Origin of the sequence: Bradyrhizobium sp. in8p8 (assembly GCF_000426845.1) — a bacterium.
Taxonomy (GTDB): domain Bacteria; phylum Pseudomonadota; class Alphaproteobacteria; order Rhizobiales; family Xanthobacteraceae; genus Bradyrhizobium; species Bradyrhizobium japonicum_C.
Genome location: NZ_AUGD01000004.1, coordinates 108,502 through 127,894 on the forward strand (window position 1 = coordinate 108,502; position 19,393 = coordinate 127,894).

The following is a 19,393-nucleotide window of genomic DNA, read 5'->3' on the forward strand; positions in this document are numbered from 1 at the left end:
CCCCTTTATCGTCGCCTTGTCACCCGTGGAACCCGGGAATTTCATGGCTGTGATGCTGACATTTTGTGCTTGACGTGGCGCGAGAGTCACAGCGCTGCGGCGGCATGCTGTTACACTTGTGCCGCCAGCCCCTCACTGCCGAGGTGCCGCCAAGAAAATGGAAACGCCTGATGCTGTTGCCCCTGTCCGATGTGCCGCGCTGGTATGCCGAGCGCAAGCCGCAAGGCACGATCGCCATTCGTCACGGGCAGGACACCCTGACATGGGACGAGCTCGAGCGCGGCGCCAACCGGCGCGCGCGGGCGTTTGCGGCCAAGGGCGTCAAGCCCGGCGATTTCGTCGCGATCGGATTGCCCAACGGCAACGCGTTCTTCGAGACGTCATTTGCGGTCTGGAAGTGCGGGGCGACGCCGACCTCGCTGTCATGGCGGCTGCCGCGCGGCGAAGCGGCCGCCGTGCTCGACATTCTCAGGCCTGCGCTCGTGGTCGGCGGCGAGGCCGACTGGAATGCGCCGAACCGGTTGCCCGCCGAGTTCGTGCCGGAAGGTTTCTCGGATGAGCCGCTGACGCCGCCGGTGGCGCGCTACTGGAAAGCGATGACCTCAGGCGGCTCGACCGGCCGTCCCAAGGTGATCCTCGACCACCAGCCGGCGGTGACCGATACCGCGGCCGCCCCGCCGCTCAATATTCCCTTCGGCGTCTCGCTGCTCAATCCCGGCCCGCTCTACCACAACGCCCCGTTCATCGTGTCGCACTACGCGCTGTTCGTCGGCGGCATGCTCACGGGGCTCACCAAATTCGATGCCGAGGAAACGCTGCGCCAGATCGAGCGCGAGCGCGTGCAATGGGTCAATTTCGTGCCGACGATGATGCACCGGATCTGGGCCCTGCCGGAGAGCGTGCGCAACGCCTACGACCTGTCGAGCCTGCAGACGGTCTTCCACATGGCGGCCCCGATGCCGCCGTGGCTGAAGGAAAACTGGATCGCCTGGCTCGGACCCGAGCGGATCTGGGAGCTCTATGGCGGCACCGAGCGGCAGGGCGCCTGCATCATCTCCGGTACCGAATGGCTGACGCACAAGGGCTCGGTCGGCAAGATCGGCGACATGGCGCGCTTGCGCATCATCGGCGAGGACGGCAACGACGTCGCGCCCGGCGAGACCGGGGAGATCTACTTTCTCAACAACGACGGCAAGGACGCCACCTATCACTACCTCGGCGCGGAGCCGAAGCGCCGCGCCGACGGCTGGGAATCGCTCGGCGATATCGGCCGGCTGGATGCGGAGGGCTATCTCTATCTGGGCGACCGCCTCGCCGACATGGTACTGCGCGGCGGCGCCAACATCTATCCGGCGGAGGTCGAGGCCGCGGTGTCCGAGGCTCCCGGCGTGCGCTCCTGCGTCGTGGTTGGGCTGCCCGATCCGGAACTGGGCCAGCGTGTGCATGCCATCATCGAGCCGGAGCCCGATGCGGACGGCCAGGCCATCGCCGACGGGATGGCGGATTTCCTGAAGGACCGGCTTAGCCGCTACAAGCATCCCGAGAGCTTCGAATTCGTCAACGCCCCGCCGCGCGACGACTCCGGGAAGGTCCGGCGCACGCTTTTGCGCGACGAACGCGCAGCATGGATGAAGGAAGGGCGCGCCTTCCGGATTCTGCCGGCGAGAGCGCGGGCGCATGCCGACTGAGACAGATACGGAAGGACTGACATGACGATCGCCATTGCAGCGAACAGCGTGCCGAAACCGCCGGCCGACATCATCGCGGGCTTTCGAGACGCGCCGACCTCGATCATCTCCGACAATCTCTCCCGCCTGCCCGGCGCGGTGGGGCTGAGGCCCTTTCATCGCGGCGCCAAGCTGGTGGGCACGGCCTTCACCGTGCGCACGCGGCCCGGCGACAATCTCGCCATCCATCGCGCGCTCGAACTGGTCGGTCCCGGCGACGTCATCGTCGTCGATGGCGGTGGCGATGAGACGCGCGCTTTGGTCGGCGAGATCATGAAGAACATCGCGCAATGGCGCAAAGCCGAAGGCTATGTCATCGACGGCGCGATCCGCGACGTCGCAGCCTTCGCGGCCGACGACTTTCCGTGCTTCGCCCGCGCGGTGATCCATCGCGGCCCATACAAGAACGGTCCGGGTGAGATCAACGTGCCTGTCACCATCGGCGGCAGCGTGATCTCGCCCGGCGACATCGTGGTCGGCGACGAGGATGGCGTGGTGTCGTTCCCCGCTGCCGGCGCAACTGCGCTGCTGCAGGCGGTCCGTGCCCAGATGAGCCGCGAGGAGGAGACGCTGAAGGCGATCCGCGAGGGCCGCTACCAGGGCTCTTACGGAAAGTCCTGATCAGAGAAGCGAAGGGGAGGATGGCGTGAGCCAGAAGGACGAGTTCCACAACATCGACGATACGAACGATGGCCTTTTCCGCGAGCTGGCCGCCGGAGTGACGACGCGCATCTTCTCCGGGGAGCAGGCGATGCTGTCTGTTGTGACGCTGGCCCCGCATGCGCAAGGCACGCTGCACCATCATCCCGAGGAGCAATGGGGCGTGCTGCTCGACGGTTCGGCCATCCGCGTTCAGGGCGATGAGGAAATCGCGGTGAATAAGGGCGATTTCTGGCGCACGCCGGGTAACGTGCCGCACACCATGCGCGCCGGACCCGAAGGCGCCCGCGTGCTGGACATCTTCAGTCCGCCTCGGCCGGAATACCGGAAAGCAGGGTCGGGCTTCGGAACGACCTGAAGCGCTCCGCGCTTCAGGTATTGATGTGGGGCATGATCTTTCCGGAGAACCGCTGACCGTTTTTTCCGATCGTGCTCGAGCGCCAAATAGCAAAAAGCCGGGCGCAACGACGAGGGGGGGACCGTGACGATCACACGACGGGCGCTGCTGGCCGTGCCCGCCATCCTCGCGATGGCACCGGCGCGCGCCCGGGCCTCGAAAATCACGCTGGTGGTGCCGTTTCCGCCGGGCGGATCGACCGATGCGATGGCGCGGCTGCTGCAGAGCAATCTGCCACCCAGCTGAAGGAGACGCAACACATGACGCTGCTGCTCCAGGACGGCGCCGCCTTCAAGACCTTCTTCGACAAGCAGGTCGCCACTTGGCGCAAGGTGGTGAAGGACAACAATATGAGGGCGTAGCCGGCGGCCTCGTCACGCGCCGCGCAGCGGACGGGCGAAGCTCAGCTCATGGCCATCGGGGTCGGTGAGATGAAAGTAGCGCTCGCCCCATTCCGCATCGCGCGGCGTGGTCGACGGCTGCCATCCGGCCGCGCGAGCCTGCTCATAGGTGGCGTCGACGTCGGCGACATAAAAGATGACTCGGCCCCACCAGGACCACTGCCTGTCATCGGGCTGTGCCGTCAGGTTGACATAGCCGGTGCCGGCGCGAAAGCTCGTGAACGCCGCGGCCTCGCCGCCATACAGGAGCTCGAACCCCAGCGAGCGGTAGAAATGCACGGCGCGCGCCATGTCATGGGTGCCGAGCGTGATGGCGCTGATGCTGTCGATCATGTGGCTGCTCCGCGGCAATGGATCTGGAGCTGAATGTACAGCTCCTTCTGCGCGTTGAGATGACCCGCGTTGCGGCTGGCGAACCGCATCCTCCTCTGCTATGAGAAGGCCGAACCTGCAAGGCCGGGTTCCGCGGTCCCGTAGCTCAGCCGGATAGAGCGGCGGTTTCCTAAACCGTAGGTCGGAAGTTCGAGTCTTCCCGGGATCGCCACTTCGGCATGTATCCAGCCCGAAGACATGGGCTGCGGCGTCCTCGTCCGTGCGCCCCCGTCGGCGAAAGCCGATCGGGTACGCCCCCTAAGATCGACGGCTTGGACGCACCTGTCAGTCCCTTCCCGCCTCCATGATCGCCCTGGCAAGCCGCGCCGGATCGGAGAAGCACAGCTCGTGGCTTCCCGGCACCTGCACCAGGCGGAACAGGCCGAGCTTCTCCGACAGACGCGGATGCCAGCCATAGCTGTGCGGCAGCGCGGTGTCCTCGGTGCAGTTGATGTAGGATTTGGCCAGCGGCATCTCGGCCGGATTGGCCTTGAGCGCGATCTTGTCGGTGAAGGTCGCGAGCGGGTGCGGATTGAGGACGTCATAGGCGCGTTGCGCCGTCTCCAGGTCGGCATCGTTGATGAAAGCCTCGCGCCAGATCGGGAAGGGCAAGACGACGGAGCCGTCGCCGCGCTCGGCTGCGATCGCGTCGAACAGCCCGACATAGTGCGGCGGCACCATGTCGTTGAGGCATTCGCCGTTGTTGGGCACGAAGGCATTCCAGTAGACCAGGCGGCGGATGCGCTCCGGCGCGAGGTCGGCAACGCCGGTGATGATCATGCCGCCATAGGAATGGCCGAGCAGGACGACGTCCTTCAGATTGTTCTCGGCAAGGTGGTCGGCGATCGACTGGATCGGCTCCTTCAGCCCGGTCGTCTTGGCATCGCCGGGACGGTTGCCCTTGATGGTGGGGGTGTGGACCTGGTGGCCGGCCGCGCGGATCGGTGCGGCGACGGGCTCGAACTCGGCACCGGTGTGCCAGGCGCCGTGGACGAGAACGTAGGTCGACATGTTGTGGCTCCTCCCGAGGGTGTGGTTAGATCGAGGCCGCGCCGTTCTGACCGGAGCGGCGCCGCCGCACGTCAATTCTGGACGCGCGGCTGATCTGCCGCTTGGCTGGAAGTGAACCGGATTGGTCTCGGAGTGAACCGATGCAGCTGATCGAGCGCGCCGTTTCGTCACGCCAATCGGCCTGGGACACCGGGGGCGTCCGGCCGGCGGAGCAGTTCGCCTATTATCGCGAGGCGATCTGCCAGGCCTTCATGAATCTGACGCCGGAGCCGGCGGCCGCAGCCGGCTTTCCTGCCAGCGTCGAACACATCCGTCTCGGCGATGCCGCGATCAACCGCGTCAGCTTTCCCGAGCACGTGGTGCGGCGCTCGGCGGCCGACATCGCGGCGTCCGAGCGCAGCTGCTTCTACCTCAATTTGAAGCTTGCCGGACGTTGTCGCATTCAACAGGGCGATCGCGAGGTCAGCCTGTCGCCCGGGCAGGTCGGCATCTTCGACAGCGATCGGCAGTTTGCGCTTCTGCACGACCGCGGACCGCAATTGCGCGTCGCCTCGTTCTGGGTGCCGGCCGAGGCCTTGCGCGAATGCCTGCCGGCATCGTTCGGCGTCGCTGCGGCGCGCGTCTCCGATGATCCCTATGTCGGCCATCTCATCGTCGAGACCGCGCGTACGCTCAGCGACGGGGCCTTGCGCATCTCCGAGGAGGAGGGCGTGCTTCTGTTCCGGGCGTTGATCGAGCTCGTCGCGGTGAGCCTGTCGCGGCGCAGCCGGGCAGGCGCAGCGGAATCTGAAAGTCTCGCCGATGCAACTGCGCTGGCGGTGAAGCGCGCCATTCACCGGCGGCTCCGCGAGCCCGGCCTTGCGGTTGCCGATATCGCCGGTGCCGTGGGCATCAGCGAGCGCTATGTGCACAAGCTGCTGGCGCGATCGGGCTCCAGCTTCACCGACTACATCATCGACCGCCGGCTCGACGGCGCGGCGAGGGATCTCGCGGATCCCGCGATGGCGGATCGTGCGATCGGCGCCATCGCGTTCGACTGGGGTTTCTCGGATCTCTCCCACTTCACGCGGCGCTTCAAGCAGCGCTTCGGCTGCCGGCCGCGCGACTGGCGTGCGCGATGATCTAAAGCGACCTCGAAATCAGCAGCTTCATGATCTCGTTGGTGCCGCCGTAGATCTTCTGGATGCGGGAATCGATGAAGATGCGGGAGATCGGATATTCCTGCATGTAGCCGTAGCCGCCGAACAGCTGGAGGCATTCGTCGGCCGTCTCGACCTGCTTTTCCGAGCACCAATATTTCGCCATCGACGCCGTCACCGTATCGAGATCCTTTGCGATCAGGCGCTCAATGCACCAGTCGACGAAGACGCGCGCGATCATCGCCTCGGTCTTGCGCTCGGCCAGCGTGAAGGCGGTGTTCTGGAATTCCATCAGCGGCTTGCCGAAGGCTTTCCGTTCCTTGGTGTAGTCGGTGGCGAGCTTGACCGCGCGCTCCATCGAGGCGACGGCGCCGACCGCCAGCGCAAGGCGCTCCTGCGGCAGCTGCTGCATCAGCTGAACGAAGCCCTGGCCTTCCTCCTTGCCGAGCAGGTTTTCCGGCGGCACGGTGACGTTGTCGAAGAACAATTCCGACGTGTCGGAGGCGTGCAGCCCGATCTTGTCGAGGTTGCGCCCGCGCTTGTAGCCCTCGGCGCCCGCGGTCTCGACCACGATCAGCGAAATGCCCTTGGCACCGGCATCGCCGGTGCGCGCGACCACGATGACGAGATCGGCGGCCTGTCCGTTGGTGATGAACGTCTTCTGGCCGTTGATGACGTAGGAATTGCCCTGCTTCTTCGCCGTGGTCTTCACGGCCTGCAAATCCGAGCCGGTGCCGGGCTCGGTCATGGCGATGGCGCCGACCATCTCGCCGGAGGCCATCTTGGGCAGCCAGCGCTTCTTCTGCTCCTCCGAGCCGTAATTGAGGATGTAGTGGGCCACGATGGCGCTATGCACGGAGACGCCGGTCGTCAGCTCCGGCACGGTGCTTTCGAGATCGTCGAGCACGGCGGCGTCATAGGCGAAGGTCGCGCCGAGCCCGCCATATTCCTCCGGCACGCTGGCCAGAAGTGCGCCCATCTCGCCGAGCCGGCGCCAGGCGAAGCGATCGACCATCTTCTGCTCGCGCCATTTCTCGGCGTGAGGGGCCAGGTCCTTGGCGAGATACTTGCGGAACTGGTCGCGGAACGTGTCCAGCTCTTCGGTCATCCACGACGATCGGTAATGCATCAGCGCCTCGCTCTCAGACAATCAGGCCGCCACCGGCGACGACCACCTGGCCGCTGATATAGTTGGATTCCGGGCTGCAGAACAGATAGACGGCGTCGGCTGCTTCTTCCGGCGTGCCGCCGCGGCCGAGCGGGATCATGCGCGACATGGCTTCCAGCATGTGCGGCTGCACCCCTACCTTGATGTCCCGGCCGGCGACGTCGATGGTCTTCTGCTGCGCCTCGATCGGCTGGGTCAGGCGGGTGTTGATGAGGCCGAAGGCGACGCAATTGACGTTGACCTTGTAGCGGCCCCACTCCTTGCACATGGTGCGGGTCAGCCCGATCAGCGAGGCCTTGGCCGAGGAATAGCTCGCCTGACCGGCATTGCCGTAGAGGCCCGCGATCGAGGAGATGTTCACGACCTTGCGGAACACCTCGCGCCCCTCCTCGGCTTCCTTCCTGGCGAACACGCGGATCGGCTCGGCGGCGGCGCGCAGGATGCGGAACGGGGCGACGAGGTGGACGTCGAGCATGGCCTGAAACTGCTCGTCCGTCATTTTCTGGATGGTGGAGTCCCAGGTGTAGCCGGCATTGTTGACGATGATGTCGAGCCCGCCGAACTTGTCCAGCGCGGCTCCGACGAAGCGGTCGGCGAAACCCGCCTCAGAGACGCTGCCGTTCACGGCGACGGCGTCGCCGCCGAGCGCCCTGATCTCCGCGACCACGGCGTCGCCCGGTTCGGCATCGAGGTCATTGACGACGACGCGCGCGCCTTCACGCGCGAGCTTGAGTGCTATCGCGCGCCCGATGCCGCGGCCCGAGCCGGTGACGAGCGCGACCTTTCCCTGCAGTTTTGCCATTCTGAATAAGTCCTCTTGCTGTTACAGCGCGACGACGGCGCTGCCTTCGAGCTTGACCTCGCCGCGATCGTCCCTGGTGGTGAGCGCAAGCCTTGCGCGGCGCTCGCCATCCTCGGCGAAGAGCTCGGTCACCGTGCCTTCGCATGTCAGCTTGGCGCCAAGCTGGGTGATGGCGACGAACCGGGTCGCGAAACTGCGTAGCCGCGACGGTGGCACCGCATCCGTCAGCGCCTGCCCGAGATAGGCCATCGCCAGCATGCCGTGAGCGAACACATCCGGAAATCCGGCCGCCTTGGCGAAGTCGAGATCGACATGGATCGGATTGTGGTCGCCCGAAGCGCCGCAATAGAGCGCCAGCGTGTGGCGGGTGATCGGCGGAAAGACCTTGTGGACGATCCGGTCGCCGGCCCTGATGTCTCCGGATGCCGTCATCACGTCACCTCGTTCCGGACGACGATGGTGCGCGTGGTATCGGCAACGTGCACGCCGTCCTGGTTGGTCACCTCGCATCGAATGCCGATCAGCGTCATCGCGCCGCCCTTCTTGTCCGTCACGCTGGTCACGCGCGGCCGGAACGTCAGGGTGTCTCCGACCAGAACCGGCGCGTGATAGGCGAAGCTCTGCTCGCCATGCAGCACGCGGGCAAGGTCGATGCCGAGCGCGATGAACATCTCGAAGGGGTCGTCGACGTCCATCATCTCCAGGCAGAACAAGTAGGTCGGCGGCACCGGCATGCCGTCGAATCCGGCCGCCCGCGCCGCATCCGCGTTGCGGTAGACCGGGTTCTCTTCACCCAGTGTATTGAGAAAATAGCGGAGGCGGCCCGGCTCCACCCGCGCGGTGACGGGCGTGAAGCTGCGCCCTACGGCGGACTGATCGACCATGTTTGTCAGTGCCGCTTGTAGAGCGTAACGACGCAGGCGCCGCCGAGGCCAAGATTGTGCTGCAGCGCGACCTTGGCACCCTCGACCTGCGTGGAGCCGGCCGTGCCACGCAGCTGCCGCGTCAGCTCGTAGCACTGCGCAAGTCCGGTGGCGCCGAGCGGATGTCCCTTCGACAGCAATCCGCCGGACGGATTGGTCACGATCCGGCCGCCATAGGTGTTGTCGGCGTCATTGATGAACTTGCCGGCTTCGCCCTCGCCGCAAAGGCCGAGCGCCTCGTAGGTGATCAGCTCGTTGTGGGCAAAGCAGTCGTGCAGCTCGACCACGTCGAGATCGTCGGGCCCGATGCCGGCGCTTTCATAAACCCGGCCTGCCGCCTCTTTTGCCATGTCGTAGCCGACCAGCTGCATCATGTCGCCGGCCTTGAAGGTCGAGGGCGTGTCGGTGGTCATGGCCTGCGCCGCGATGCGAACCTCCTTGCCGATGCCGTGCTTGTCGGCAAACCGCTCGGAGACCAGCACGGCGGCTGCGCCGCCGCAGGTCGGCGGGCACGCCATCAGGCGCGTCATGACGCCGGGCCAGATCACCTGATCGTTCATGACGTCGTCCGCCGTGACCTCCTTGCGAAACAGTGCGAGCGGATTGTTCTTGGCATGGCGGCTCGCCTTGGCGCGCACCTTGGCGAAGGCGTCGAGCGGAGTGCCGTACTTCTTCATGTGGCTCAGCCCGGCGCCGCCGAAATAGCGCAGCGCCAGCGGAATGCCGGGAGCGTCGATCAGCTGGTCCGCTGCCGCGTCGAATTCCTCGAATGCGCTCGGACGATCGGTATAGACGCTGCCGAGCGCGCCGGGCTTCATCTGCTCGAAGCCGACCGCCAGCACGCAATCCAGCGCTCCGCTCGCGATCATCTGCCGCGCCATGAACAGCGCGGTGGAGCCGGTCGAGCAATTGTTGTTGACGTTGACGATGGGGATGCCGGTCATCCCGACATGGTACAGCGCGCGCTGCCCGCAGGTGGAATCGCCATAGACGTAGCCCGCGTAGGCCTGCTGCACCTTGTCGTAGCCGAGGCCCGCATCGGCGAGCGCCAGCTTGACCGCTTCCGTCCCCATCTCGTGATAGGGCGCGCTGGCTCCCGGCTTGGCGAAGGGAATCATGCCGACCCCTGCGACGATGACGTCAGACATCGCTTCCTCCAAATAAATTACCCGTTGGACTTTTTCTTACCCGTGGGTAACATATCGGTCGATGCCCACGAGAGTCAACCGACCGAGCATGGATTCAGCGCCGCCCGTTCCGCCCTCATTGCCGTCGTCTTCGCCCTGGCTGCCGTTCGAGAGCCGCCGCCGCGCCCGCGACGAAAAGCGCGAGGCGGTGCTGCGCGCCGCAGTGCAGCTGTTCCTGGAGCAGGGCTATCATCGCGTGACGCTGAACGAGGTCGCCGAGCGGCTGAACATCACCAAGCCCGCGCTGTACAATTATTTCCGCGGCAAGGACGAGATCCTGTTCGAATGCTGGTCGATGGGCGCCGAGCTCGTCGACAGCGTCATCACGGAGATCAACGGCGGCGGCGGTTCGGGGCTCGCCAAGCTGCGCAAGCTGGTGCACGCCTATGCCGCGCTCATGGCGACCGATTTCGGCGCGAGCCTGGTGCGTTTCGACCTGCGCGACCTGACCGAGCGGAACGCCGCCGTCGCGCGTGCCTCCAAGAAGCGGATCGACGCCACCTTCCGGCGCTACATCGCCGCAGGCACGGCCGACGGCTCGATCAGGCCTTGTGATCCCAAGCTTGCAGCCTTCGCGATCGCGGGCGCGCTCAACTGGATCGGCCATTGGTATCGCCGCGACGGCGAGCTGTCGCCGAGCGAAATCGCCGACGAGTTCACGGTTCGCCTGACGGAGGGCCTCGCAACCGAGAGCCGGCAGCAGATGACAAAGAAGACGCCGGGGGCGCCGCAACGGCGCAACTCAGGACGCACGACGGCAGGGAAGAAGCGTACAGGAGGAGGAACGCGATGAACATCACGCACGGACTGCGGCGCGCGCTGCAGATCAACCCGAAGGGACTCGCCACCGTCTATGGCCAGCGGCGTCGCAGCTGGGGCGAGCTCGGCGAACGCGTTGCAAGGCTGGCCGGCGGGCTGCGCTCGCGCGGCGTCAGTGATGGCGATCGCGTCGCCGTGCTGTCCTTCAACTCGGATCGCTACCTCGAGCTCTACCTGGCGACCGGCTGGGCGGGCGGCGTGATCGTGCCGCTCAACATCCGTTGGAGCGCCCTTGAAAACGAGGATGCGATGCGCGACTGCCGTGCCTCCGTTCTGCTGGTCGACAAGGCCTTTGCGCAGGTCGGCGCGCAGCTCGCCGGCGCAATTCCGGGTCTGGAGCTGATCTATGCCGACGACGGCGAGGTGCCGGCCGGAATGGAGAGCTATGAGGAAATGGTCGCGGGCAGTGCGCCCGTTGCCGATGCCATGCGCAAGGGCGAGGATCTCGCCGGCATCTTCTACACGGGCGGCACCACCGGGCGTTCCAAGGGCGTGATGCTCAGCCACCAGAACCTGATGGCCAATGCGCTCAACGCTCTCGGCGAAGGACTGTTTCCGGCGAGCACGATGTACCTGCACGCGGCGCCGATGTTTCACCTCGCCAACGGCGCGGCCATGTATTCGCTGCTGCTCTCCGGCGGCTCCAACGTGATCGTTCAGGGCTTCACGCCCGAAGGTGTGATGGCCGCGATGCAGAGCGAGCGTGTCACCGACGTGCTGCTGGTGCCCACCATGATCCAGATGCTGGTCGATCACCCCGCGATCGGGAACTACGACCTGTCCTCGCTCAAGCACATCATCTATGGAGCCTCGCCCATCAGCGAGGCGGTACTCGACCGTGCTGCGCGCGCACTGCCGCATGTGCGTTTCACCCAAGCCTACGGCATGACCGAATTGTCGCCGATCGCGACGCTGCTGCATGCGAGCGAGCATGTCGGGGAGGGGCGCAGGAAGGGACGTCACCGCGGCGCGGGCCGCGCCACGCTCGGCTGCGAGGTGCGGATCGTCGACGAGAACGATCAACCCCTGCCCACGGACGCTGTCGGCGAGATCGTGGTGCGCGGCGACACCGTGATGATGGGCTATTGGGAGCGGCCGGAGGAGACCGCGCGGGCCGTCGTCGACGGCTGGATGCACACAGGCGACGGTGGCTACATGGACGAGGAGGGCTTCATCTATGTCGTCGACCGCGTGAAGGACATGATCATCTCGGGCGGCGAAAATGTGTACTCGGTCGAGGTCGAGAACGCGCTGGCGCAGCATCCCTCGGTGCTGCAATGCGCGGTGATCGGCGTTCCCAATGAGCAATGGGGAGAGCAGGTCCACGCCGTCGTGGTCAAACGCAGCGGTGTCGAGGTTTCGCCCGGCGAGCTGATCGAGTTCACGAAGACGTTGATTGCCGGTTATAAATGTCCCCGCAGCATCGAGATCACAGAAACGCCGCTGCCGCTGTCCGGCGCCGGCAAGGTGCTCAAGCGCGAGCTGCGCAAGCCGTTCTGGGAGGGGCGGGAACGGCGGGTCAGCTAGGGCCTTCGCGGACACGTGCGAGGTTTCCTGTTTTCAGATCGCGGTCGCGCAGGTACCATCGAGAGCATTCATCGGGAACATTCGGTCTTGGTCGAGACGCGCGAGCTCAAGCTCGACATCGAACGCATTGGTACGGTCTCGGCGATCCTGACGCGGCCGGACCATGCGCGCGCCTGCTACGTGCTGGCGCACGGCGCCGGCGCCGATATGCGGCATTCCTTCATGGAGAAGGTCGCGGAGGGGCTCGCGAGCCGCGGCATCGCGACCTTGCGCTTCAATTTTCCCTACATGGAGAAGAAACAAGGGCGTCCCGACCAGCCGGCTGTTGCGCATGCCGCCATCCGCACGGCAGTCGAGGAGGCGGCGCGGCTGTGTCCTGGCCTGAAACTTGTTGCCGGCGGCAAATCGTTCGGCGGGCGCATGACCTCGCAAGCGCAGTCGAAGGCACCGCTCCCTGGTGTCAAGGGCCTCGCCTTCCTCGGCTTTCCCCTCCATGCCGCCAAGAAGCCGTCGTCCGAGCGCGCCGAGCACCTCGCCGGCATCGCGATCCCGATGCTGTTCCTGCAAGGCACGCGCGACGAGCTTGCCGATCTCGGCCATCTCAAGCCGGTGACCGAAATGCTGGGCGCGAAGGCGACGCTGCATGAGGTCGAAGGCGGCGACCACTCCTTCGCGGTGCTGAAGAAGTCCGGCCGCAGCAATGACGAGGCGCTCAAGGAGGTGCTTGATACTCTCGCGGCCTGGATCGACCAGCGCGCCTGACCTCAGGCTGAATAGAGCCCCTTGTCGCGCGCTTTCTGGATCGCCAGTGCGGCGATCAGGTCGAGCGTCGGCGTCGACAGGCCGGCGGTCCGCGCGAAGGCCTGCGGCGCCTTGACCAGCACGTCGATCTCCATGGCGCGGCCGAGTTCGTAGTCCTGCAGCAGCGACGGCTTGTGATTTGGGGCGGGGCCGCTGCGCGTGACGCGCTTGACCTCTGGGATGAAATGCTGGGCAATCTCGTTGGCCTCGTTCAGCATGCGCGGAATCACGTCCGCGAAGGCCGGGTCGTCGCGCACGCCACGCGCGGTCTGGCCGGTGAGCAGGCACAGCACCGAGAGCGACATGTTGGTCAGCAGCTTTGACCAGATCGCCTCGCGGATCTCGGCCACCGGCGGCGATTCCAGCCGGGCATCGTTGAGGACGTTGCGGAGCTTCGTGATGCGCTCGCAATTGCGGTCGTCGCATTCGCCGATCAGAAGCCGGTTGCGGTCCGGGGTCAGGTTCTGCACCACGCCCGGCGCGATCACCTCGTTGGAGGAGAACACGACGCCTCCGATGATCCGCTCCTTCGGGATGCAGGCGCGCAAGCGTCCGCCGGGGTCGAGAAATGAAATGTCGGGCGGGGCGGGATGCCGCGGCGGCAGGCCGATACCGTACCACCAGGGAATGCCGTTCTGGGCGAACACGATGGCGGTGTCGTCCTGGAGCAGCGGCTTGATGCTGGAGACCAGTCCCTGCAGCGCCGTCGCCTTCAGCGTCGAGATCACCACGTCCTGCGGGCCGAGCTGGGCCGGATCGCCTGTTGCGTTCACCTTGGCGCCGACCTCGGAATCGCCGACGCGCAGCTTGAGGCCGCCCGCGCGCGCGGCCTCGAGATGCGCGCCGCGCATCACGCACGAGACCTCGTTGCCGGCGCGCGCCAGCCGTACCGCAATGTGGCTGCCGACGGCGCCCGCACCGAAAATGCAGATACGCATGATGATGTCCGGTCCCTGTCTCTTTGCCGCCCGGAAGCCAGCATGACACAAGCCGCCATGCGGTGGACGCGGCCGCCCCACGCCGGAAAGATATGGATCAGGACACGCCGCGTCGGCCATAGTGCGCAGCAAAGAAACCGACCGGAGGACCACCGATGACCGCCAACCCCGTCCTGTGGACATCAGATGAGCGTGGGGTTGCGACCGTCACGTTGAACCGCCCGGAGGTCAATAACGCCTATGATGGCGCGCTGATCGCGGGCGTGCTCGCGGCCATGGACGATCTGTCCAAGAAGCCGAACCTGCGCGTCGTCGTGCTCAGGGGCAACGGCAAGCATTTCCAGGCCGGCGCTGACCTCAAGTGGATCAATAGCGTGCGGCCGCAATCGGCTGAGGCCAACGAAGCGGCCTCGCGGGCGACGTTCGAGGCTGTGCAGCGGCTCAACACGCTGCCGATCCCCACCGTCGCGCTGGTGCAGGGCGGCTGTTTTGGCGGCGGCACCGGCGTGATCGCGGCCTGCGACGTCGTGATTGCCGCGGATAACGCGTTGTTCTCGATCACCGAGGTGCGCTGGGGGCTGACGGCGGCGATCATCATCCCGCAGCTCTGCGACGCCATTGGTGTACGCCAGGTCCGCCGCTACGCGCTCACCGGGGAACGTTTCGGCGCCGAGGACGCCCGCCGCATCGGCCTCGTCCACGAGGTGGTGCCGCTCGCCGATCTCGAAGGCGCAGGCAGCAAGGTGGTCGAGCAATTGCTCGCCAACGGACCGGATGCGATGGCCGAGACCAAGCGTCTCGCGCTCGAGAGCTCGTTCGGCGGCATGGCGGTGGGCGATGCCGCCTACACCCGGCTCGTGCAGCTGCATTCGCTCAAGCGACAGAGCGCGGAGGCAGCGGAAGGGCTGGCGTCGTTCGCCGAGAAGCGGACGGCGAATTGGGGCGGCGGTAAGGGCTGAACGTCAGCAGCCGCGGCAGATGTTGTTGATGCTGCGATAGACTGGGTCGTCGTTCTGCCGCATCTCGCGGAGCGTTTCGAGCGCGGTACTTTCGCGAGGCGGCTCGGGCCTGCGCTTGGCCGCAAGCTCATCCTCCTGCCGCTTGTAGCAGGCTTCGCGGTCAGGCTTTTCCCGGATGAAGCGGCAGTTCTGCTCCAATGCCGCTGCATGGCCCGATGGGAGCACGAAGGCGACCAGGGCAACGAGCGCGGATTTCTTGGCCATACGATACATGGCTGCCCTTGTCTCAGGTCCAGCGAGTGGGAGCAACCGTGATCTTGCGATGGTGGGGCGAGCCGGGCTAATCCTCCATCCCTCCAGACAAATGCCGGGAGCGGACGCGCCATGCGGCCCAGGATGATCGAAGAACCGGCACGGAAAGTGCCGCTCTATGGCGAATACGAAGTGGTCGTGCTTGGCGGCGGTCCGGCCGGCATCGTGGCGGCGGCCTCGGCCTCGCGGGCCGGGCGGAAGACGCTGCTGATCGAGCGTTACGGGTTTCTCGGCGGCATGGGCACCGCAGCCGGCGTCACCAACTTCTGCGGCCTGCATGGCAATGTCCATGGCGAGCACCGGCGGCTGGTGCAGGGCATGGCGTCGGAGCTGCTGGCGCGGATCGATCGCTTGAACGGCCTGAACACGCCGCATCTGATCCTCGGCAAGGTCTATGCGCAGGCCTACGACACCGCGGCCTACAAGATCGCGGCCGATCAACTGCTCGCCGGTCACCAGGTGAACATCCTTTTCCATGCGCTCGGTGCCGGCGTCGTGATGGGCGATGACCGCCGCATCGACGCGTTGCTGGTCGAGACCAAGGCTGGCCGGCAGGCGGTGCGGTCCGAGATCTTCATCGATTGCTCCGGCGACGGCGATCTTGCCGTGTGGGCCGGCGCGCCGTTCGAGCTCGGCGATGAGCACGGTCATCCGCTCTACCCTTCGATGATGCTGCGCCTCAACGGCATCGATCCGGAGAAGGCGGGCGATGCGTGGCGCACCATTCCGCAATTGATGGACAAGGCCCTTGCGGCCGGCACCCACACATTCCCGCGCAAGAGCGTGATCGTGCGGCCGCAAAAGTCCGGCATCGAGTGGCGGGTGAACTTCACGCAGGTCGCGCGCGAGGACGGCCACGCCATCAACGGCGTCGAGCCCGACGATCTCACCCGCGGCGAGATCGAGGGCCGCAAGCAGGCGCTGGCCGCGTTCGAATTCCTGCGTACCGTGCCGGGCTTCGAAAGATCCTACATCGTCGACCTGCCGCCGCAGCTCGGCATCCGCGAGACCCGCCGCATCAAGGGCGGCTACCAGCTCAGCGGCGAGGACGTGCTCGGCTGCGCCTCGTTCGAGGATTCTATCGGCGTCAATGGCTGGCCGATCGAGGCGCATGTTCCCGGCGACGTCGTCTTTACATTCCCGCCGATCCCGGACTCGCGCGGCTACAACGAGCTGCCTTACCGGATGCTGGTGCCCGAAGGCGTCGACAATCTCCTGGTTGCGGGCCGCTGCGCGTCCATGACACATGAGGGCCAATCGGCCGCGCGGGTCTCCGGTGCCTGCTTCGCGATGGGCGAGGCCGCAGGTTCCGCCGCCGCGCTCGCGCTCGCTGGAAATCGGATTCCGCGCGACATCCCCATTGAAAAATTGCAGGAAACCTTGAAACAACAGGGCGCCTTCATCGGGCGGGACCAGGCGCTGCCTGAAGGCCTGTAGCGGACTGCAAGACAACCACGAGAGGAAACGGGATGATCGGGATGGTGCGGCTCGTGCTCGCGGGCCTGGTGGCGATCATGGTGATGGGTACGGCGCGGGCCGAGGACGGCCTGAAGGCCAAGATCGGCGTGCTCCGCCTGTCCTCCTCCGCGCCCGTCTTCATCGCGCAGGATAAGGGCTATTTCCGCGACGCTGGCCTCGAGGTCGAGCTGAAATTCTTCGATGCGGCGCAGCCGATCGCGGTCGCCACCACCTCGGGCGACGTCGATTTCGGCATCACCGCCTTCACCGCCGGTCTCTACAATCTTGCCGGCAAGGGCACGCTGAAGGTGATCGGCGGGATGAGCCGCGAGAAGGCCGGCTATCCCCTGATCGGCTATTTCGCAAGCAACAAGGCCTATGCCGCCGGCCTGAAGACGCCGAAGGATCTTGCAGGCAAGCGCGTGGCGGTCACACAGGTGGGATCTAGCTTTCACTATTCGCTCGGCCTGCTCGCCGACAAATACGGCTTCAAGCTCGCCGAGGTGAAGATCGTGCCGCTGCAATCGCTGTCGAACGCGGCCGCTGCGCTGAAGGGCGAGACCGTCGATGCGGCGCTGCTGCCGGTCTCCACCGCGCGAAAGCTGATGGACGAGGGCGGCGCGAAGTTCCTGGGCTGGGTCGGCGACGAGACGCCGTGGCAATTGGGGGCGGTGTTCGCCTCGCCGAAGACGCTGACCAACAGGGCGGCGGTGACGAAGCTGCTTGGAGCGCTGGCGAAAGCCGACCGTGAATATCACGATGTGATCCTCGCCGCCATGAAGGGCGGCGTCGCGCCGATCAACGAGCAGACAAGGCCGCTGCTGGAGATCGTCGCGAAATACACCAACCTGCCGGTCGAGCAGGTGGTCGGCAACTGCGCCTACATCGATCCCGACGGCAAGCTCGACGTGACGAACGTCGACAACCAGATCAAATGGCTCCAGGAGCAGGGATTTGCGGACAAGGGGTTCAATGCCGACGCGATCATCGCCAAGGAATACGTGAAGGCGGATTGATGCTTCTGTCATTCCAGGGCTCGGGAAGCGAGAGCTCCGGTGCGCACTTGCGCACCTGAGAATCTCGAGGTTCCCCGGTACGCAAGTGCGCACCTGAGGTCTGATCCTTCGGATCATCCCGGAGCGACGGAGAACAGGATAGACGAGGCAGCATGGACCTGATTGCCAGCCACATCTCCCATCGCTTCGGCGATCTCGCCGTGCTCGACGACGTCTCCTTCACCGTCAGCGCCGGCGAGGTGGTGGCGATCGTCGGGCCCTCGGGTTGCGGCAAGAGCACGCTGCTGTCCATCCTGGGCGGCCTCCTGCAGCCGACCTCCGGCGCGCCCGAGCTGCGCGGTGACCCGCCGGCGGACAGTTTCAATCCGCTGACCTTCGTGTTTCAGGATTTTGCGCTCCTGCCCTGGGCCAGCGTCGAGGAGAACGTCGAATTCCCGCTGCTGCACACGGCGCTCTCGCCGACGCGGCGGCGCGCGCTGGTCGACGACGCCCTGCGCCGCACCGGGCTGACCGAATTTCGCACCACTTATCCGAAGCAGCTTTCCGGCGGCATGCGCCAGCGCGTCGGCATTTCGCGCGCGCTTGCGGTGAAGCCGGCGATCCTGCTGATGGACGAGCCGCTCTCGGCGCTGGATTCGCAGACGCGCGAGCTCTTGATGGAGGATTTCGTCCGCCTGCTCGCCGATGGCAGCATGGGCGCGGTCTATGTCACCCACAATCTCGAAGAGGCGTCGCGGCTCGCCGATCGCATCGTGGTGCTGTCGCGCCGGCCGGGCCGCATCCGCGAGGTCGTCTCCGTGCCGATGACGCGGGCCGAACGGGGCGAGACTGCGGCGCGCGAGAAGCTATTGGCGATCCAGAGCCAGATCTGGTCGCTGATCCGGAACGAAGCCATCGATGCCGAGCGCGAGGTCCAGCATGCTTGATCGCGCGGAAGCTCCTTCGACTGATCAGGCGACGCGCCGAGTCCGCTTTCGCGGCGCCGGCTTCGTGCCTGCGTCGAGCCGCTTCGGCGGCTGGATCGCGCTCGCGCTCGCGGTCGCAATCTGGCAGGCGGCCGGCAGCGCCGGTCTTGCCAATCCGCTGTTCCTGCCGCCGCCGTCGGCGATCGCGCGCGCGATCTACCAGCTCGCGATCTCCGGTGCGCTCTGGCAGCATCTGTCGGCTTCGCTCCTGCGCATCGGTGTCGGCTGGCTGCTCGGGACTGCGGCCGGCGTCGCCGTCGGCTTCGCCATCGGCCTGTCGCGGCTCGCGCGCAGCGTCGGCATCACCTTCATCTCGGCGCTGTTCCCGATCCCGAAGATCGCGCTGCTGCCGCTTTTGATCCTTTGGCTGGGCATCGGCGAGGAGCCGAAGATCGCGACCATCGCGCTCGGGGTGTTCTTCTCGACCGCGATCTCGGTCTATAGCGGCGTTGATGCGGTGCCGCGCAACCTGATCCGCATGGCGCAGAGCTTCAACGTGCCGTTCGCGACCATCGTGCGCAAGGTGATCTGGCCGGGAGCGCTGCCCGCGATCCTTGCCGGCTTCCGCATCACTGCATCGGTCGCGCTGCTCCTCGTCGTCAGCGCCGAGATGATCGGCGCGCAATATGGGATCGGGGCCTTCGTCTTGCAGGCCGGCAATTTGATGCAGACGGATCAGCTGCTCGCGGGCGTGGTGATCCTGTCGGTGTTCGGGCTCGCGGTCGGCAAGGTGATCGGCTGGCTGGAGACGCGGCTGCTGCACTGGCGCTGAAGCCTACTCCGTCATTGCGAGCGCGGCGAAGCAATCCAG

22 protein-coding genes and 1 tRNA gene are annotated in these 19,393 nt (G+C 66.0%); 14 read left to right on the top strand and 9 right to left on the bottom strand.

Annotated elements, in window-relative coordinates; translation table 11 throughout:
• Positions 1-170: 170 nt before the first annotated feature.
• The 4 genes from K408_RS0113085 (at position 171) to K408_RS42055 (ending at position 3,030) form a co-directional block, all read left to right on the top strand.
• Positions 171-1,688, top strand: coding sequence for an AMP-binding protein (locus K408_RS0113085; protein WP_024339214.1), 1,518 nt, complete (start codon positions 171-173; stop codon positions 1,686-1,688).
• 21 nt (positions 1,689-1,709) lie between these two features.
• A complete protein-coding gene (locus K408_RS0113090) occupies positions 1,710-2,348 on the top strand; it encodes an RraA family protein (protein WP_024339213.1) in 639 nt (212 codons plus the stop codon).
• Between the two features lie 25 nt (positions 2,349-2,373).
• The gene (locus tag K408_RS0113095; RefSeq protein WP_024339212.1) at positions 2,374-2,745 is read left to right on the top strand and encodes a cupin domain-containing protein; all 372 of its coding nucleotides are present in this window, start codon (positions 2,374-2,376) and stop codon (positions 2,743-2,745) included.
• A gap of 123 nt (positions 2,746-2,868) precedes the next feature.
• Positions 2,869-3,030, top strand: a complete 162-nt coding sequence (locus K408_RS42055) for a hypothetical protein (RefSeq protein WP_155248412.1) — start codon at positions 2,869-2,871, stop codon at positions 3,028-3,030.
• Positions 3,031-3,158: 128 nt separating this feature from the next.
• On the opposite strand, the gene K408_RS0113110 is transcribed toward K408_RS42055, so the two are convergent.
• On the bottom strand, positions 3,159-3,518 hold the full coding sequence (locus tag K408_RS0113110) for a VOC family protein (RefSeq protein ID WP_024339211.1): 360 nt from the start codon (positions 3,516-3,518) through the stop codon (positions 3,159-3,161).
• Positions 3,519-3,652: 134 nt separating this feature from the next.
• Between K408_RS0113110 and K408_RS0113115 the strand changes: the two genes are divergently transcribed.
• Positions 3,653-3,729, top strand: a tRNA-Arg gene (locus K408_RS0113115).
• A 113-nt stretch (positions 3,730-3,842) separates the two neighbouring features.
• Here the strand turns inward: K408_RS0113115 and K408_RS0113120 are convergent.
• Positions 3,843-4,568: an alpha/beta fold hydrolase gene (locus K408_RS0113120; RefSeq protein WP_024339210.1), complete on the bottom strand. Its 726-nt coding sequence runs from the start codon at positions 4,566-4,568 to the stop codon at positions 3,843-3,845.
• Positions 4,569-4,708: 140 nt separating this feature from the next.
• Here K408_RS0113120 and K408_RS0113125 point away from each other — a divergent pair, with 140 nt between their 5' ends.
• Positions 4,709-5,689, top strand: coding sequence for a helix-turn-helix domain-containing protein (locus K408_RS0113125; protein WP_028145884.1), 981 nt, complete (start codon positions 4,709-4,711; stop codon positions 5,687-5,689).
• A gap of 1 nt (position 5,690) precedes the next feature.
• On the opposite strand, the gene K408_RS0113130 is transcribed toward K408_RS0113125, so the two are convergent.
• Genes K408_RS0113130 through K408_RS0113150 form a run of 5 tightly spaced genes read right to left on the bottom strand, consistent with a single transcriptional unit; the run spans position 5,691 to position 9,748 of the window.
• Positions 5,691-6,836, bottom strand: coding sequence for an acyl-CoA dehydrogenase family protein (locus K408_RS0113130; RefSeq protein ID WP_024339208.1), 1,146 nt, complete (start codon positions 6,834-6,836; stop codon positions 5,691-5,693).
• A gap of 13 nt (positions 6,837-6,849) precedes the next feature.
• A complete protein-coding gene (locus K408_RS0113135; RefSeq protein WP_024339207.1) occupies positions 6,850-7,677 on the bottom strand; it encodes an SDR family NAD(P)-dependent oxidoreductase in 828 nt (275 codons plus the stop codon).
• A gap of 21 nt (positions 7,678-7,698) precedes the next feature.
• Entirely contained in the window at positions 7,699-8,109 is a 411-nt protein-coding gene (locus tag K408_RS0113140) for a MaoC family dehydratase (RefSeq protein WP_024339206.1), read from the bottom strand.
• The gene (locus K408_RS0113145) at positions 8,109-8,561 is read right to left on the bottom strand and encodes a MaoC family dehydratase N-terminal domain-containing protein (RefSeq protein ID WP_024339205.1); all 453 of its coding nucleotides are present in this window, start codon (positions 8,559-8,561) and stop codon (positions 8,109-8,111) included. Before K408_RS0113145 ends, K408_RS0113140 begins: the two co-directional genes overlap by 1 nt.
• A gap of 5 nt (positions 8,562-8,566) precedes the next feature.
• Positions 8,567-9,748 carry a lipid-transfer protein gene (locus tag K408_RS0113150; protein WP_024339204.1) on the bottom strand — a complete coding sequence of 394 codons (1,182 nt, stop codon included), beginning with the start codon at positions 9,746-9,748 and terminating at the stop codon, positions 8,567-8,569.
• 88 nt (positions 9,749-9,836) lie between these two features.
• Between K408_RS0113150 and K408_RS38010 the strand changes: the two genes are divergently transcribed.
• The 3 genes from K408_RS38010 to K408_RS0113165 all read left to right on the top strand — a co-directional run bounded on the left by K408_RS38010 (position 9,837) and on the right by K408_RS0113165 (position 12,895).
• The gene (locus K408_RS38010; protein WP_024339203.1) at positions 9,837-10,580 is read left to right on the top strand and encodes a TetR/AcrR family transcriptional regulator; all 744 of its coding nucleotides are present in this window, start codon (positions 9,837-9,839) and stop codon (positions 10,578-10,580) included.
• The gene (locus K408_RS0113160) at positions 10,577-12,133 is read left to right on the top strand and encodes a long-chain-fatty-acid--CoA ligase (RefSeq protein WP_024339202.1); all 1,557 of its coding nucleotides are present in this window, start codon (positions 10,577-10,579) and stop codon (positions 12,131-12,133) included. The genes K408_RS38010 and K408_RS0113160 overlap by 4 nt, the downstream gene beginning before the upstream one ends.
• Positions 12,134-12,220: 87 nt before the next feature.
• Positions 12,221-12,895, top strand: coding sequence for an alpha/beta hydrolase family protein (locus K408_RS0113165; protein WP_024339201.1), 675 nt, complete (start codon positions 12,221-12,223; stop codon positions 12,893-12,895).
• 2 nt (positions 12,896-12,897) lie between these two features.
• Here K408_RS0113165 and K408_RS0113170 read toward each other — a convergent pair whose 3' ends face one another.
• Complete coding sequence (locus K408_RS0113170; RefSeq protein WP_024339200.1) at positions 12,898-13,872, bottom strand: ketopantoate reductase family protein; 975 nt, start codon at positions 13,870-13,872, stop codon at positions 12,898-12,900.
• A 155-nt stretch (positions 13,873-14,027) separates the two neighbouring features.
• Here K408_RS0113170 and K408_RS0113175 point away from each other — a divergent pair, with 155 nt between their 5' ends.
• A complete protein-coding gene (locus tag K408_RS0113175; protein ID WP_024339199.1) occupies positions 14,028-14,831 on the top strand; it encodes an enoyl-CoA hydratase-related protein in 804 nt (267 codons plus the stop codon).
• A 3-nt stretch (positions 14,832-14,834) separates the two neighbouring features.
• On the opposite strand, the gene K408_RS0113180 is transcribed toward K408_RS0113175, so the two are convergent.
• Positions 14,835-15,104 carry a hypothetical protein gene (locus K408_RS0113180; RefSeq protein ID WP_024339198.1) on the bottom strand — a complete coding sequence of 90 codons (270 nt, stop codon included), beginning with the start codon at positions 15,102-15,104 and terminating at the stop codon, positions 14,835-14,837.
• Positions 15,105-15,215: 111 nt separating this feature from the next.
• Between K408_RS0113180 and K408_RS0113185 the strand changes: the two genes are divergently transcribed.
• The 4 genes from K408_RS0113185 to K408_RS0113200 all read left to right on the top strand — a co-directional run bounded on the left by K408_RS0113185 (position 15,216) and on the right by K408_RS0113200 (position 19,354).
• Positions 15,216-16,580 carry an FAD-dependent oxidoreductase gene (locus K408_RS0113185; RefSeq protein WP_024339197.1) on the top strand — a complete coding sequence of 455 codons (1,365 nt, stop codon included), beginning with the start codon at positions 15,216-15,218 and terminating at the stop codon, positions 16,578-16,580.
• A gap of 32 nt (positions 16,581-16,612) precedes the next feature.
• On the top strand, positions 16,613-17,617 hold the full coding sequence (locus tag K408_RS0113190; RefSeq protein WP_024339196.1) for an ABC transporter substrate-binding protein: 1,005 nt from the start codon (positions 16,613-16,615) through the stop codon (positions 17,615-17,617).
• Positions 17,618-17,769: 152 nt separating this feature from the next.
• On the top strand, positions 17,770-18,543 hold the full coding sequence (locus K408_RS0113195) for an ABC transporter ATP-binding protein (protein ID WP_024339195.1): 774 nt from the start codon (positions 17,770-17,772) through the stop codon (positions 18,541-18,543).
• Positions 18,536-19,354, top strand: a complete 819-nt coding sequence (locus K408_RS0113200) for an ABC transporter permease (protein WP_024339194.1) — start codon at positions 18,536-18,538, stop codon at positions 19,352-19,354. Before K408_RS0113195 ends, K408_RS0113200 begins: the two co-directional genes overlap by 8 nt.
• The last annotated feature ends 39 nt before the right edge of the window (positions 19,355-19,393 follow it).

Bases quoted from the DNA above. Each gene is read 5' to 3' on its own strand.
- K408_RS0113085 (WP_024339214.1), top strand. From the start codon at position 171: ATGCTGTTGCCCCTGTCCGATGTGCCGCGCTGGTATGCCGAGCGCAAG.
- K408_RS0113090 (WP_024339213.1), top strand. From the start codon at position 1,710: ATGACGATCGCCATTGCAGCGAACAGCGTGCCGAAACCGCCGGCCGAC.
- K408_RS0113110 (WP_024339211.1), bottom strand. From the start codon at position 3,518: ATGATCGACAGCATCAGCGCCATCACGCTCGGCACCCATGACATGGCG.
- K408_RS0113120 (WP_024339210.1), bottom strand. From the start codon at position 4,568: ATGTCGACCTACGTTCTCGTCCACGGCGCCTGGCACACCGGTGCCGAG.
- K408_RS0113125 (WP_028145884.1), top strand. From the start codon at position 4,709: ATGCAGCTGATCGAGCGCGCCGTTTCGTCACGCCAATCGGCCTGGGAC.
- K408_RS0113130 (WP_024339208.1), bottom strand. From the start codon at position 6,836: ATGCATTACCGATCGTCGTGGATGACCGAAGAGCTGGACACGTTCCGC.
- K408_RS0113135 (WP_024339207.1), bottom strand. From the start codon at position 7,677: ATGGCAAAACTGCAGGGAAAGGTCGCGCTCGTCACCGGCTCGGGCCGC.
- K408_RS0113140 (WP_024339206.1), bottom strand. From the start codon at position 8,109: ATGACGGCATCCGGAGACATCAGGGCCGGCGACCGGATCGTCCACAAG.
- K408_RS0113145 (WP_024339205.1), bottom strand. From the start codon at position 8,561: ATGGTCGATCAGTCCGCCGTAGGGCGCAGCTTCACGCCCGTCACCGCG.
- K408_RS0113150 (WP_024339204.1), bottom strand. From the start codon at position 9,748: ATGTCTGACGTCATCGTCGCAGGGGTCGGCATGATTCCCTTCGCCAAG.
- K408_RS38010 (WP_024339203.1), top strand. From the start codon at position 9,837: ATGGATTCAGCGCCGCCCGTTCCGCCCTCATTGCCGTCGTCTTCGCCC.
- K408_RS0113160 (WP_024339202.1), top strand. From the start codon at position 10,577: ATGAACATCACGCACGGACTGCGGCGCGCGCTGCAGATCAACCCGAAG.
- K408_RS0113170 (WP_024339200.1), bottom strand. From the start codon at position 13,872: ATGCGTATCTGCATTTTCGGTGCGGGCGCCGTCGGCAGCCACATTGCG.
- K408_RS0113175 (WP_024339199.1), top strand. From the start codon at position 14,028: ATGACCGCCAACCCCGTCCTGTGGACATCAGATGAGCGTGGGGTTGCG.
- K408_RS0113180 (WP_024339198.1), bottom strand. From the start codon at position 15,104: ATGTATCGTATGGCCAAGAAATCCGCGCTCGTTGCCCTGGTCGCCTTC.
- K408_RS0113185 (WP_024339197.1), top strand. From the start codon at position 15,216: ATGCGGCCCAGGATGATCGAAGAACCGGCACGGAAAGTGCCGCTCTAT.
- K408_RS0113190 (WP_024339196.1), top strand. From the start codon at position 16,613: ATGATCGGGATGGTGCGGCTCGTGCTCGCGGGCCTGGTGGCGATCATG.
- K408_RS0113195 (WP_024339195.1), top strand. From the start codon at position 17,770: ATGGACCTGATTGCCAGCCACATCTCCCATCGCTTCGGCGATCTCGCC.
- K408_RS0113200 (WP_024339194.1), top strand. From the start codon at position 18,536: ATGCTTGATCGCGCGGAAGCTCCTTCGACTGATCAGGCGACGCGCCGA.